We start from the raw sequence: 12,058 nt of genomic DNA, 5'->3' as shown, positions 1-12,058 counted from the left end.
ATGCGCCTCGTCCCTCTCTGTCTCGCCGCCATTCTCTGCGCCCTGTTGGTGAACGAAGCCACGGCCGAAACACTGCGCGAGCGAATGCTTCGTAGCTACGCCCTCCAGTCGGGACTTGTGCCGCCCGAGGAAACATGGGTGCCCCAAGACCCAAACGTGGTAGCAGTCGGGCAGCGCCTGTTCGAAAGCAAGCTCCTATCCAGCGAACGCGACACGGCCTGCGCCAGCTGCCACCTCGACCGCTTCGGCAGTGCGGACGGCCTGCCAACCGCTATAGGCGTTGAAGGCCAGTCCTTTGGTCGGACACGGGTCGAGTTCGATGGGGACAAGCTTCCTCGCAATGCCCTGCCGCTCTGGGGCCGTGGCGGCAAAGGTTTCGACACAATGTTCTGGGATGGGCGCGTGACCAGAACGAAGGAAGGGCTGATTTCCCAGTTCGGGAGTACGCCGCCATCCGACGACCCTCTGGTCGTCGCAGCTCACCTGCCGCCGCTCGAGTTGGGCGAAATGGTCATGGACCGTGATGGCCGTTACCAAGCATATGAGGCAGAAGACGTCGCCACCGCGATGTCCTTCGCAGGCACGATCGTAGACCGGCTCCGCAAGGAGAGTCCTCTAATTGAGCAGCTCTCCACTGCCACTGACATCCCGGCGCCCGAAATCACCTTCACCGATGTCATGCGGGCGGTGGCGAGTTTCATCGCCTTCAACTACCGGCTGCAGGAAACCCGATTTCACGCGTTCGTTTTTGGCGGGGGCGCCCTAAGCGAGCAGGAGGTTCGCGGCGGACTTGTCTTCTATGGCAAGGGGCAATGCGTCAGTTGCCACAATGGCCCCTACTTCAGTGATCAGGCTTTTCATGTGATCGCCTTTCCGCAGTTTGGCTATGGCTTCAACGGGTTTGGGACGGACTATGGGCGCTACAACATGACCCAGGATCCGGGCGATCTCTTCCGTTTTCGTACAGCCCCGCTATTCAACGTGACGCGAACTGCGCCTTACTCCCACTCGGGATCGGTTTCATCCCTTTCGGAGGCGATCCGCTACCATGTTGATCCTCTGGCAGTAGAACCTTCCAAAAACTTCACTGCCGAGGACCGCCAGCTATATGCCCGTCGCATCGGTGCTTGGGCCGCAGATTACCCGCTCACAGCTACGCTCGATAATGCCGACATCGACGATTTGACGGCATTCCTCGCCGCCTTAGAGTACGAGAGCGAGCGTCCAGTCGTAGAAATTCAGCCGTAAGACTCGCGCCACGACACCTCTCATCACTATTTGGGCGAGTATAGGCGAATGTCGCCCATACATTCTTCGACAGATCACCAACCTTGCGTCCGCGGCAGGCCTCGATGGTGACGAGTTCCAAATAGAAAGACGGGAATGTAAGCCGCTTCTGTTCCCTCCACGCCTTCACGATCATGATTTCTTCGGCCCGTCCGGAATTACGAACAGTATTGATGTGGCTGATGACATTGGTCTGGGTCCAACTCTGCGCCTTGCGTCGATAGAGGCTATGAAACTGTCCGGTTGGCCCTTGGCGACGTGCGGGCACGATATCCACAGAGTAGTTGCCGATCTTGGTGCCAATTGAGACATTCTGCATTCTTGGTGCAAAGCCTTCATCGCGCAAACGATTGAAGAGAGTAGTGTAAATCTCCTCGAGGCTTGCGGTCACAGCACTCGAAAGTGAAGCGAAGATGTCGATGTCGGTGCCGCCATGAATGGCCGTACCTTTTGCAAATGAGCCGCTAGGCTCCATGCTAACTAGACTGTTGCCAGCCCATCGCAGCAGCGTTGGCTGCAAAGCTGCTTGTACCGCGCGAGCAGGCGAAAAGGGGCCCGTATCGACGCGAAGCCTTGTGAGGATTTGACGGAGATATAGGTCAGACAAAGAAAGGCCTTCTTGCGGCTCGGATTTTGCAGAGATCACTTGCTGTTACTTAACTGCCACTCCGCCAATTCAGCAACAGGCCAATAGGTCGTTGAGCCATTCGGACCGAGGAATAGGCACCGGTGCTCACTGAGTACTTTATGCCGCATAGCGACATCACCAACCCCGCTTCTGCCGCATCACCTACAAACGGCAGCTCTTGTGGGCATACGGAGCCGCGCGATCGAGCGTGGAATAGCCGCAATGGGCCGACTGCCGGGGTTCCCACCGTCGAATGGATCGCGCCTCTCTTTCGGCCCAGGGGGTTACCGGACGTCGGAGCCTGATGGCGTCGTTCGACACATTGAGCCGACAGCCGATTTGCATCGGCACGCGGTAGTGGTAGTCCTCGATCCGATGAGGACCTGACCATGACCCGAGAGCCATTCTATGAAGATCCAGCCGCCGATCAGTCGGTGGAAGAAATCGAAGCATTCCTCCGGTCTCGGGTGGTGGGTGACGAGGTCGCGATTCACAATCCTCAAGGCGGTCTAAGGCTGCTAAGCATCGAGCTGGCTAAGGTCACAGAAGTTCGACCGCGCGGGCGGCTTTGGACGGACAAATCTGCTCATTACGGCGACAATCGCTGGTTCGTGAAATCCGGAAAGAACTGTGGCGCACCAACTGGACAGTCGCGGCTGGTTATGCCGACGGAAGATGTCCGACGGTATGCAACGGAACGCCGGTTCGCTCTCGATTCACGCCCGTTTACGGAAGAACGCGCCCAAGAGATTCTTTCGGAGCGGGAGGGACGCACACGAGGGTCAAAGTGATCTGTCGGTGGCCGAACACTATGATCGGGCTATCGGCCGAAAAGTCTCTATGCCCGCTACGCCAACGCTTCGACGACCGAATTGCTGCGGCGCCCGTCGAAAGGCCGTTGTCGGGAGCGCAGTAGCGCAGCATCCGTCAGAGTTGAGCGGCAGCTCTGGGCCGCCCTTGACCAATTAGAACACTCGTACAAAGTGGCGCCTTCTGGGCCATCGCGGGCTCGGACGGCTCTTCCTTAGAGCAGCCCCTTCCATTGCGCCGGTGTGACTCCCTCCCAGCCTCTGAACGCCCGGTAAAAGGAGCTGGTGTCTTGAAACCCCAGCAGGAATGCGATCTCGTCGATGCTGTTCTGGTCACTTGCCAGAAGCTGCTGCCCCATCTTGCGCCGCACCTCGTCGACCAAACCGCGATAACTGACCCCATCCTCACCGATCCGGCGCTGCAGAGTGCGCTCGCTGAGGCCCAGCTCGTCAGCGATTTCGGCGATGTCGGGCCTACCACTGGCGATACGCTGACCGATCAGGATCCTGACCTGATCCAGCAGCGACGACTGCGCCTCGATCTCGCGCATCGAGGCGGCAAGCGCAGGTTCCAGCATCTCTAGCAGTTCGGGGTTGTGCCCGGCAAAAGGCAGGTCCAGATCGGCCCTGGCAAGGATAAGTGCATTCTGGGAGCAACCCGTGCGGATCGGTGCGTTGAAATAGGAGCAGTGGCTTTCGCTGGATGGCGCACTGCGAGTCATCTCGACTCGCCGCGGGCGGAGTTGGCGCCCCGTCCCGCGCCGGCCTAGCTCCAGAACCGAGACCAGGATGACATCGGCAACGGCATCGGGCTCGGCCTCCTCGGTCTGCAGCCAGTGCACGCTCACGCGGCATTCGGCACCGCTTTCTTCAATGGAAAGTTCCTCTGGCGTGCAGAGGCGCTTGAACCGCGCCAGCCGATGCAGCCCGTCCCGATAATCCCGCGCGAAGAAGGCCGACATCGTCGCCGGCGGGTGGGCGGCGTTTTCGCTCCGGGTCGTCATCAGAAGCCCGATCGCAGGATCGCCCGACTGCGCCTCGACCGCCCGCCACAACGCGAAATATTGCGCGGTGGTCAGCCATGTGTCCGGCGAGACATGCAGGTTCGCGGGCAGGCGCGCCTGACGCAGCAGCGCAGGAGCAGACAGGCCCATCCGCTCTGCCGCACGCCAGAAGGCCTGCGGCAGCCTGCATTTGTCGGTGGTGGATCGGGTCATCATCGCGCTCCGTCACATCTGGCTTTTGATCAGCCGGTGGAACATGCGATCGCCCAGCCACTTGCGTACCCAGATCATCATCTTGGCATATTTCCCGGCGGCATAGCGGGTTTTGGGTCGGGAGGATTTCACCGCATCGCCAACCACGTCGGCGATGACCTTGGGATCAGTACCGCTGCCATGGCCGTAGGTGCGCTCCATGACAGCGGCAACACGTTCGGCGACCTGGGCATAGGCCGTATTGCGTGACCGCTCCGCAAGGCCGCGCCCTGCCGCGTCACCGAACCCGGTTTCGATCTGACCCGGTTCGATCACCACAACACGGATGCCAAAGGGCTCGACCTCTAGCCGCAGACTGTCGGACCAGCCTTCCAGCGCATGTTTGGTGGCGTGATACCACGCCCCCAAGAGCGTATAGATCTTGCCCCCCATCGAGGTGATGTTGACGATGGTGCCCTTGCCCCTTACCCGCATCGTGGGCAGCAGCAGCTGGGTCAGGCGGGCCGGGCCAAAGACATTGACCTCGAACTGATAGCGGGCCTCGTCCAGCGCGATGTCCTCGACCGGTCCATAAAGCCCATAGCCTGCGTTGTTGACCAGCACGTCGACGCCCCCTGAGCGTTCGGTGATCGTCGTGACCGCGGCGAGGATATCGGCGTCCTTCGAGATATCCATCTGCAGCGGCACCGCGCCAAGCTGAGCCAGATCAACCATTTTGTCGATGCTTCGGGCGGCGACATAAACCAGATAGCCGTCGGCGATCAGGTTTGGCGATGGATTTTCCCATGCCCGAGGATGCGCCAGTCACGAGGGCGGTGGGGTGAGATTGTTTGTTCATCATGGCACCTTATGTTTGATGATGCCAAATTAGGCGGCAAAGCGTGCCATCCCATTGACGTCCTCCGCCAACGTAGTTGCAAACGACGCCAAAGATTGTCTGTATCGGTCGGATAACGGCCGCTTCGACTGAACCCGGCGAGTTACCCCGCCGGGCCCGAGGGGGAGACCCTTTCTTAGAACGGGATCTCGTCGTCGCGATCGACGAGGGCGGGGCTTTCGCCCTCGGCCGCCTTCGGGCGGCTCAGGAAGTCGACTTTCTCCGCGATGATCTCGCAGCCGTAGCGGTCGACACCCGCCGCGTCGGTCCATTTCGTGTAGTGGATGCGGCCGTGGACGAGGACCTTCATGCCCTTCTCGCAGTGCTCCGCGACCGACTTGCCGAGTCCGTTGAAGCAGGTGATGCGGTGCCACTCGGTGTCCATGATCCGGTAGCCGTTCTCGTCGCGCATCACGCGGCCCTCGGCGAGGCGCGGGCGCGAGGTGGCGAGGGTGAAACTGGTGATCTTGGAGCCGCTTTGGGTGGTGCGGACTTCGGGGTTTTGACCGATGTTGCCGGCGAGGATGACGATGTTCTGCATGGTAAGCTCCTGTGTTTCCTGTCCCCGGGACCGTCCCTTCGACAAGACCCGGCAAAGCCCGTCGGAAGACGCGTGCACGGCCGACGGCACGGAGGCCGGACACCCCCAAAGGACCGGGGTGGAGCGGGCAGACGTGGAACACGGCCAACACGGCCCGGGACGGCGCGGGGTTGCGCGCAGGCGACCGAACGGGATTAGGGGATTGTGCGTCGAAGGGATGGCGCCGAGGACCGCGCGACCTGGGGCGCCTGCAGAACCCGTCCTTCCTCGCCAACGCATCGGAGTGAACCCGTTGGGAAGGAAACCACCCTGCGGCAGATGAAAAACCACCACCCCCCTGCCCTATCGCGGCGGCCTCCGGAGTGGGTACGAGCGCGCGACAACGGCGGCCAAGGGTGCTTCATTCAGGGCGCGCGGGCCAAATAGCTGATTTCCAATTCGGGGTGCTGTCGCTCAATGAACTGCGGCTATTGTTGAAGGACCTTTCCATGGCGTTTTCCACCTACGAGGACCGGAGCGTTGCAAAGGCCACGCCGAGCTGAATACCCTCGCCATGGAGATGCGCCATTCTCTAACCGACCTGGTCGGCGTCGAGGTGAAGGCCATTCGTGCCCCTGCCGCCTCGAAATACTGTCACCCAGAGAATGCGGCGCTTGCCTCGTCGGGCTTGAGCCGGAAACTGTAGGGATTGCTGTCGGCAAAGCTCCGAATGAGCTTGCGGCATAACCAAAGTCGCCCGTTTGCGCTCACGCTCCTCCTTCTTCGAGTTAAGATCTCGGCTTTCTGCTGACATGACACCCACGTCATGTTAAATATTCTCCACATTCTTAACCTGACACGGTGCTCATGTTAAAGCCGAGCTATGTTATCCCTCCCATGCCGCCGACGGCGGAGCTTGAGACCGTCCCTGTCCTCAAAGCGCTGGCCCGCGCCAGCCGAGCTCTGGCGGATTTGAAGGGCCAGGCCCGAACCATCCCCAATCAGGGCATATTGATCGACACTCTTGCCCTGCAAGAAGCGAAGGCCTCATCCGAAGTCGAGAACATTGTCACGACGCAAGATGAGCTGTTCCAAGCCGACCTGTTTCCTGACGATCCGCAATCTCCTGCGGCAAAAGAGGTCGCCCTCTACCGTGACGCCTTACGGCTAGGTTACGCGCGGCTGAACGAAACCGGCGGCCTGATCCCCAACTCGGCACTCATCGACATGTTTCGTCTGCTCAAGGGGCGAAGCGACGGGTTTCGTGTGACGCCCGGAACCGCCCTGAAGAACGAGCAGACGGGTGCAATCGTCTTTGTGCCGCCGCAGGACGCCCCCGAGATCATGGATCACATGTCGGCGCTCGAGCGGTTCATCAATGACGATGACCTCTGTGCGCTGGATCCGTTGATAAAGATGGCGCTAATCCACCATCAGTTCGAGAGTATTCACCCGTTTCCAGACGGCAATGGCAGGATTGGGCGCATTCTGAACGTCCTCTACCTCACGCGGACCGGGCTGCTTGACATCCCCGTTCTGTACCTGTCGCGCTTCATCACGCGCAACAAGACTGACTATTATCGCCATCTCCAAGCCGTTCGAGACACCGGGGATTGGGAGAGCTGGGTGATCTACATGCTCGAGGCTGTTGCGGAGACGTCTGCCACCACAATTGAGCTCGTGACCGGCATCCGACAACAAATGGCCGATGTGAAGCATAGGCTGCGGGACGAGTTGCCGAAGATCTACAGCCAGGAGCTCCTGAACAACCTGTTCCGTCACCCCTACACGCGGATCGAATATCTGCAGAACGATCTGGGGGTCAGTCGGCAGACTGCCGCGAAGTATCTCGACACCTTGGCCGAGCGCGGCCTCGTCGAAAAGCACCGCTCGGGAAAGAACAACTACTTCATCAACGTCACCTTGGTGAAACTCTTCCTCGACGTCTCGGGCGGGCCATAAGGCTCGGCCCCGTCGTCGGATCGCATGAAGGTGGCGACGCCGACCATCGTCGGCTCATTCTGCCGGTCGGCCGGCACGGTAGACTGGCGAAAGGCCCGGATCGGAGCCTTGCTCCGAACCCGAGCCATCTGAAGCGTGAGGCCGAAGCCTCAACCGAAGGGATCGTATTCCGAGACGATCACGACCTCGTCGCCGTCGATCTCATCGGCGGGGACAGCGCCATAGGTTCCATCCCCGGCCTGGAAGACGACGATCGAGACCATGAGCGTGGCGGCGAGGGAGGCGGCGAAGGCGTGAGCATCTTTGCGGGACATCTGTTTTGCTCCTGTCTTGGAGGCGGGGGACCATCCCCCGCGCGACAGGACCTCGCAGGCCCGAAGACTGGCTGACATCACCGGGTGCGTTCGGCTCGTCCGAATCCGCCCGGCGGCACGGGCTCGCCCGTAGTCCGACCCCGCGTGGGTTGATCTCGAAGACAGAATTCGGGGCAAGGAAGGGAATGGCGAGCGGGGGTTGGTGCCCTGACGACTGGAGCCGGATTGTCCCACTGATGCTCATGCGCGCCAGCCTCACGGCCACGCTTGTGATTGAAGATCTTCTTCCTTGGGGATGGATCCTCTGGCGCTCCAAGTTATCGAGGGACAGGGCCGTGGTGGGTGCGAGGCCCACCCTTCGGCAGGCCTCTCAGGTTTCGTCTCAGGCTCAGGCAGCGATATCCGCCTCCCCTGCCCTGCCACCGGTCTCTTCACCGACGATCTCGAGCCGCGCGTTGCGATAGCCTTCCCTTGTGATCCAAAGCTCGGCCGCGGTGACGGACTCAGCCAGATGCACCAATTCCGTGTTGCCACCGAAATCCAGCAGGACGCGCACCTGCCCGGGCGTCGGCTCCTCGGCCACCTCGAAAACGAGCGGGCTGTCTACCGAGTGGCTTCGCATGATCGTGACAAGGATGACCCCATCCGAGGAGAAGTTACCCTCGTGCAGCGTGAAGGACGCGGGTGCGGTCCAAGTTTGATGGACCCGCGGTGGATCCTTCTTCACAAGGCGGCCAACGCCGTTCGAACGCTCCCAGGCTGCCAGCTTCTTGGTGAACCGCGCCGGCGGTTTTGGCCTTCCATCGGTGTAGCGAATGAGCGCCCCCAGTGGCGCGGTCTCAATAATCCTGGTTGCAGACATGATTCCTCATCCAGAATGCGCAAATTTTCATTCATCGCATTGATATTGTTGTGTTTTATGCGTCTGAGGGTGAGTTTCCCCGCCCTCGGATGGCTCAGGTCACTCCGCGGCCAACATTGGCACCTCTTCCGCGGGCAAATCCGCCGTGAGGAAGGCAGGCAAGTCGATCTCCTCGCCGGAAGCCCCCTGCCCTTCCGAAGCGTCCATGTGGTCCAGCGCGGCCAGGTCATGACGCCGCAACACCTCAGGCAGCCATCCGCTGCCCTTCAGCAGGCGTTCGGCCTCCGTCGCCATCTCGCCCTTCTTCAGATGGTCCAGGAGCTGCGCAGCCCCCTCCCCTTTTGCCTCGCGTACCGCCTCGAGGATCCGGGCCTTGGGCACGCGGTTCAGATAGCCCTCCACGGTCGGCTCCCACCCCGCCTCGACCATGTCGAGATCGACCGCCTGTGCGACGAAGTCGGCATGCGCCATCCGTCGGGTCAGACCGCTGGCAGAGATACCAGCACCATAGGGGTTCACCTTCTCATGGAGTGCGTTGATCCCGAAGCTGAGGCAATGCGCGAGCAAGGACAGCCGGCTCGCCTGATCGAGAGAGGTGAGATATTCCCAGAGAGCGGCATCGTCGCCCAGCGGCAGCTCGGCCTCCCACTCGGCGTGGCGATCGTCCACCAGCTTGGCCACCACGCTGTCCTTCAGATCGGGGGCCTGCGCAGACATGAAGACGTGTCGCACCGAGGCTTCGAGGCAGCTGCCCGAGGCGCTCGACCTGCAGAACGTGTCGCCCACGAGCTTCAGGAGCAGGAGCGTCAGCGCCACATCAGGAGAACGCCCGACAGCTTCGCGCAATGCCAACGTCCGGTGCGCCGTCAGTTCCATGACCAGCCGCTCCGGCAAGGGCTTCAAGGCACCGTCGTCCTCTTCGTCCGACAGCCCCGCGCCAAGCGCTTGACCACCGGACGTGATCACCGTTCCCGCAGCGCAGCTCTCCACGTTGGCAGATCCGGAGAGGGCAGCGTCGCCGCCCTGCCCGTCTGCCGCCGGTTCACCGCTGTGGACATCAGCCTCTTCGCGAGGCTCATCCTCGGGCCGGACAAAGCCCCGGTAGACGGCAAGCTCGCCATAGCGATCAAGCGTCACGAAAACCCCTGCCCGCGCGATCTCCTTCGCGTCGAAGATCAGCGGCCGAGCCTCGAGCTTCTCCATCGCAGCTTCCAATTTGCCAAGACGCGCGTCGGTCTCTTCGGGGAACTCATCCTGGCCCTCGTATTCCTCCTCGATCGCCCGGTACTCGGCAAGCAGCTTGGCATGGGCCGCGCCTTCGTCATCCGTCATCGGCGCCGGGTCTCCGTTGAGCCGCCGCAAGCCGTGGCTGTAGCCGTAGGGCAAGTCGGTTGAGATCTCGATCCACTTCCAGCCCTCGGCAACAATCGCCTGCGCCTCTGACTGAAGCTTGTCCGCCACCAGATGATCGAGCAGCGCGGGATCTTCGAGCCAGCCGCCATCATCTCCCTGGAAGAGATCGCGCAGTAGAATGCCACCCTGAGCCTCATAGGCTTCGACGCCGACGAAGACTGCGCGGCGATCGGAAGCGCGAACCGAGGTTTCGGTCAGCATCCGCCGGATCTGGTAGGGTTCCTTGCTCCAGGACGACCGGATAGCCTCCCAGACCTGAATCTGGCGATCGTGGTCGGGGTTGACGGTGAACGCCATCAACTGCTCGAGCATCATCCCATCCTCGGCATAGATCTCGAGCAGGGCAGGGGCCACGGACGTGAGTTTCAGGCGCTGCTTCACCACCTGAGGCGAGACGAAGAAAGCGGCTGCGATCTCCTCGTCGCCCTGGCCTTTTTCGCGCAAGGCCGCAAAGGCGCGGAACTGGTCGAGCGGATGCAGGGCCACGCGTTGCATATTCTCGGCGAGAGAGTCATCTTCGGCAAGAATGTCCGACGCCACATCGCGGACCACGCAAGGCACGGGCGCGTTCTTGGCCAGACGTTTCTGCTTCACGAGCAGGGACAGCGCCTGGAACCGTCGGCCACCGGCAGGGATCTCGAACTTGCCCGTTTCCTTGCCATCAGCGTCCAACACCGGCCGAACGTTGAGGCTCTGCAAGAGGCCACGGCGTGCGATATCCTCGGCGAGTTCTTCGACCGACACGCCGGCCTTGATGCGCCGCACGTTCGACTGGCTCAGCATCAGCTTGTCGAAGGGAATATCCCGGGAGAGGGACAGGGTGATCTTCTGGGCAGATTGTGCCATCTGGGTCGTCTCCACGGCGGGCGCCAGGAGCCTCTCTCCCAGCCCTAACCCGCCACCCACTCCCGAACCACTCTCTCACTCTCGTCTGGGTCAGGTCATGAAAGGGTAGGCATCTAAAAAGTTGTCCGCGGGCAACACGGCGACTGACTTAAACAGTCGATCAGGGTGAACAAGGTTGTCCGCGGACAACCTCGCTCGAAGCAATCTGAAACGCTTGAGCCCGAGCAAGACGCCTGATGAGTTCCTCGGGCTTGAATTCAGCGCTTTTCGTGCCACTGGTGATCGCTCGGAAATAAGCACCAACCTTTTGGATTCGATTGTGAAACTGCATGAGCGCCCAAATAGTCATTGCGGTTCGAACTGAACCCAGTCGGTTTTGGGCGGCTTCATAGTTGTTACGATCAATACCCATCATTGGTGCTAGTGTGCGAGCATGAAGGATCACATCATTAAGGCTCTCAACCTTTCTAAGCGAAAATTGAGCAGCTTCTGGGCATGCGGCTAGCAGTTCGGGGATAGTCACGACTTGGGTTGGGGGCGTCGAGAGCTGTGTGTGAGTGTTCGTCTCTTCGCGGGCTTCTTTATCATTAAGTTCTTTATTTGACTTATGATGGTGGCGGACATTTTGACCGTCTCTGGCGGACACTTGGGGGGTTGTTTCGTTCGGGGTTTCTGCCGAACACCCCGAGTTATGTACAGCGCTCAATCGGGCAAAGAGTTCATCATAGTCGGTGCGAGTGAGCTTCCGACGTAGCAATTTGAGAGTTGCGATTGCGGCGGGGTCCGCAGGGTGGCTTCGCAAAATATCCTGAGCGATGGCGCGAACCTTGCAGCGCATGTAAGCAATCTCCTCTTGCTCTCGCACGGCTTCCGCGGCGTGGGTTGCGATTTCCTCTAGACGTGCGAACAGGGGAGAGAGATCAAACCCGAAGCGGAGTGCTTTATTTTCGGTTGAGCTATAACGGGAAAAGCGCTTTCCATTCGGACTATCCTTACGAACGAGAAGTCCAGCTTCATGCAGAATTGCTGCGTGACGCCGCAATGTGCGATCTGAGATCCCGTTGCGGCGGAAAGTAAGAGTTGCATTCGAGGCAAACACCGTATGGTGCGTGCGACGTGGCGGGAGGCAGGAAAGCATAGCCTCGAGAGTAGCGATGACCGAAGCATTCAATCCGAGAACAGACGCCGCATTGCGCAGCATTTCGATCACGAGATGACGTTCGGGAAGGACGTTGTCCGCGGACAACAGTTTGTCGGTCCGCATCCCTGCAGGGGCGGATACATGTAGAAATGCCATGGCAAAATCACGGCAACCGCTTAGGA

10 protein-coding genes and 1 pseudogene are annotated in these 12,058 nt (G+C 60.6%); 4 read left to right on the top strand and 7 right to left on the bottom strand.

All coding sequences use genetic code 11. The features are described 5' to 3' along the window. Both WDB86_RS19415 and WDB86_RS19410 read left to right on the top strand, forming a co-directional pair. Nucleotides 1-1,248: a His-Xaa-Ser system-associated MauG-like protein gene (locus WDB86_RS19415; protein WP_341485620.1), complete on the top strand. Its 1,248-nt coding sequence runs from the start codon at nt 1-3 to the stop codon at nt 1,246-1,248. A gap of 1,056 nt (nt 1,249-2,304) precedes the next feature. Further along, nucleotides 2,305-2,706 carry a hypothetical protein gene (locus WDB86_RS19410; protein WP_341485618.1) on the top strand — a complete coding sequence of 134 codons (402 nt, stop codon included), beginning with the start codon at nt 2,305-2,307 and terminating at the stop codon, nt 2,704-2,706. Between the two features lie 233 nt (nt 2,707-2,939). Here the strand turns inward: WDB86_RS19410 and WDB86_RS19405 are convergent, their stop codons facing one another. The 3 genes and pseudogenes from WDB86_RS19405 to WDB86_RS19395 all read right to left on the bottom strand — a co-directional run bounded on the left by WDB86_RS19405 (nt 2,940) and on the right by WDB86_RS19395 (nt 5,359). Further along, a complete protein-coding gene (locus tag WDB86_RS19405) occupies nt 2,940-3,941 on the bottom strand; it encodes an AraC family transcriptional regulator ligand-binding domain-containing protein (RefSeq protein WP_341485677.1) in 1,002 nt (333 codons plus the stop codon). A 12-nt stretch (nt 3,942-3,953) separates the two neighbouring features. After that, nucleotides 3,954-4,779: pseudogene (locus WDB86_RS19400) on the bottom strand (oxidoreductase). Nucleotides 4,780-4,954: 175 nt separating this feature from the next. Then, complete coding sequence (locus WDB86_RS19395; protein ID WP_341485617.1) at nt 4,955-5,359, bottom strand: single-stranded DNA-binding protein; 405 nt, start codon at nt 5,357-5,359, stop codon at nt 4,955-4,957. Nucleotides 5,360-5,918: 559 nt separating this feature from the next. On the opposite strand from WDB86_RS19395, the gene WDB86_RS19390 reads away from it, so the two are divergent. Further along, a complete protein-coding gene (locus WDB86_RS19390) occupies nt 5,919-6,044 on the top strand; it encodes a hypothetical protein (protein WP_406737123.1) in 126 nt (41 codons plus the stop codon). A gap of 161 nt (nt 6,045-6,205) precedes the next feature. Then, complete coding sequence (locus WDB86_RS19385) at nt 6,206-7,300, top strand: Fic family protein (RefSeq protein ID WP_341485615.1); 1,095 nt, start codon at nt 6,206-6,208, stop codon at nt 7,298-7,300. A 149-nt stretch (nt 7,301-7,449) separates the two neighbouring features. Here WDB86_RS19385 and WDB86_RS19380 read toward each other — a convergent pair whose 3' ends face one another. The 4 genes from WDB86_RS19380 to repC form a co-directional block, all read right to left on the bottom strand. Further along, on the bottom strand, nt 7,450-7,614 hold the full coding sequence (locus WDB86_RS19380; RefSeq protein WP_009574204.1) for a hypothetical protein: 165 nt from the start codon (nt 7,612-7,614) through the stop codon (nt 7,450-7,452). 388 nt (nt 7,615-8,002) lie between these two features. Then, nucleotides 8,003-8,476 carry a hypothetical protein gene (locus tag WDB86_RS19375; RefSeq protein ID WP_341485614.1) on the bottom strand — a complete coding sequence of 158 codons (474 nt, stop codon included), beginning with the start codon at nt 8,474-8,476 and terminating at the stop codon, nt 8,003-8,005. 99 nt (nt 8,477-8,575) lie between these two features. Further along, nucleotides 8,576-10,735, bottom strand: coding sequence for a ParB N-terminal domain-containing protein (locus WDB86_RS19370; RefSeq protein ID WP_341485613.1), 2,160 nt, complete (start codon nt 10,733-10,735; stop codon nt 8,576-8,578). A 160-nt stretch (nt 10,736-10,895) separates the two neighbouring features. Continuing rightward, nucleotides 10,896-12,032 carry a plasmid replication protein RepC gene (repC, locus tag WDB86_RS19365; RefSeq protein ID WP_406737122.1) on the bottom strand — a complete coding sequence of 379 codons (1,137 nt, stop codon included), beginning with the start codon at nt 12,030-12,032 and terminating at the stop codon, nt 10,896-10,898. Nucleotides 12,033-12,058 lie beyond the last annotated feature (26 nt).

Source organism: Thioclava sp. GXIMD4215 (genome assembly GCF_045291555.1).
Lineage (GTDB): Bacteria > Pseudomonadota > Alphaproteobacteria > Rhodobacterales > Rhodobacteraceae > Thioclava > Thioclava litoralis.
Note: the sequence above shows the minus strand (reverse complement) of the source record. Positions and strands in the feature narration are given on the sequence as shown.

What these genes read in the sequence shown, in the direction of transcription:
- WDB86_RS19385 (WP_341485615.1), top strand. Translation starts at nt 6,206, where the DNA reads ATGTTAAAGCCGAGCTATGTTATCCCTCCCATGCCGCCGACGGCGGAG.
- WDB86_RS19395 (WP_341485617.1), bottom strand. Translation starts at nt 5,359, where the DNA reads ATGCAGAACATCGTCATCCTCGCCGGCAACATCGGTCAAAACCCCGAA.
- WDB86_RS19410 (WP_341485618.1), top strand. Translation starts at nt 2,305, where the DNA reads ATGACCCGAGAGCCATTCTATGAAGATCCAGCCGCCGATCAGTCGGTG.
- WDB86_RS19370 (WP_341485613.1), bottom strand. Translation starts at nt 10,735, where the DNA reads ATGGCACAATCTGCCCAGAAGATCACCCTGTCCCTCTCCCGGGATATT.
- WDB86_RS19405 (WP_341485677.1), bottom strand. Translation starts at nt 3,941, where the DNA reads ATGACCCGATCCACCACCGACAAATGCAGGCTGCCGCAGGCCTTCTGG.
- WDB86_RS19415 (WP_341485620.1), top strand. Translation starts at nt 1, where the DNA reads ATGCGCCTCGTCCCTCTCTGTCTCGCCGCCATTCTCTGCGCCCTGTTG.
- WDB86_RS19375 (WP_341485614.1), bottom strand. Translation starts at nt 8,476, where the DNA reads ATGTCTGCAACCAGGATTATTGAGACCGCGCCACTGGGGGCGCTCATT.
- WDB86_RS19380 (WP_009574204.1), bottom strand. Translation starts at nt 7,614, where the DNA reads ATGTCCCGCAAAGATGCTCACGCCTTCGCCGCCTCCCTCGCCGCCACG.
- repC (WP_406737122.1), bottom strand. Translation starts at nt 12,032, where the DNA reads ATGGCATTTCTACATGTATCCGCCCCTGCAGGGATGCGGACCGACAAA.
- WDB86_RS19390 (WP_406737123.1), top strand. Translation starts at nt 5,919, where the DNA reads ATGCGCCATTCTCTAACCGACCTGGTCGGCGTCGAGGTGAAGGCCATT.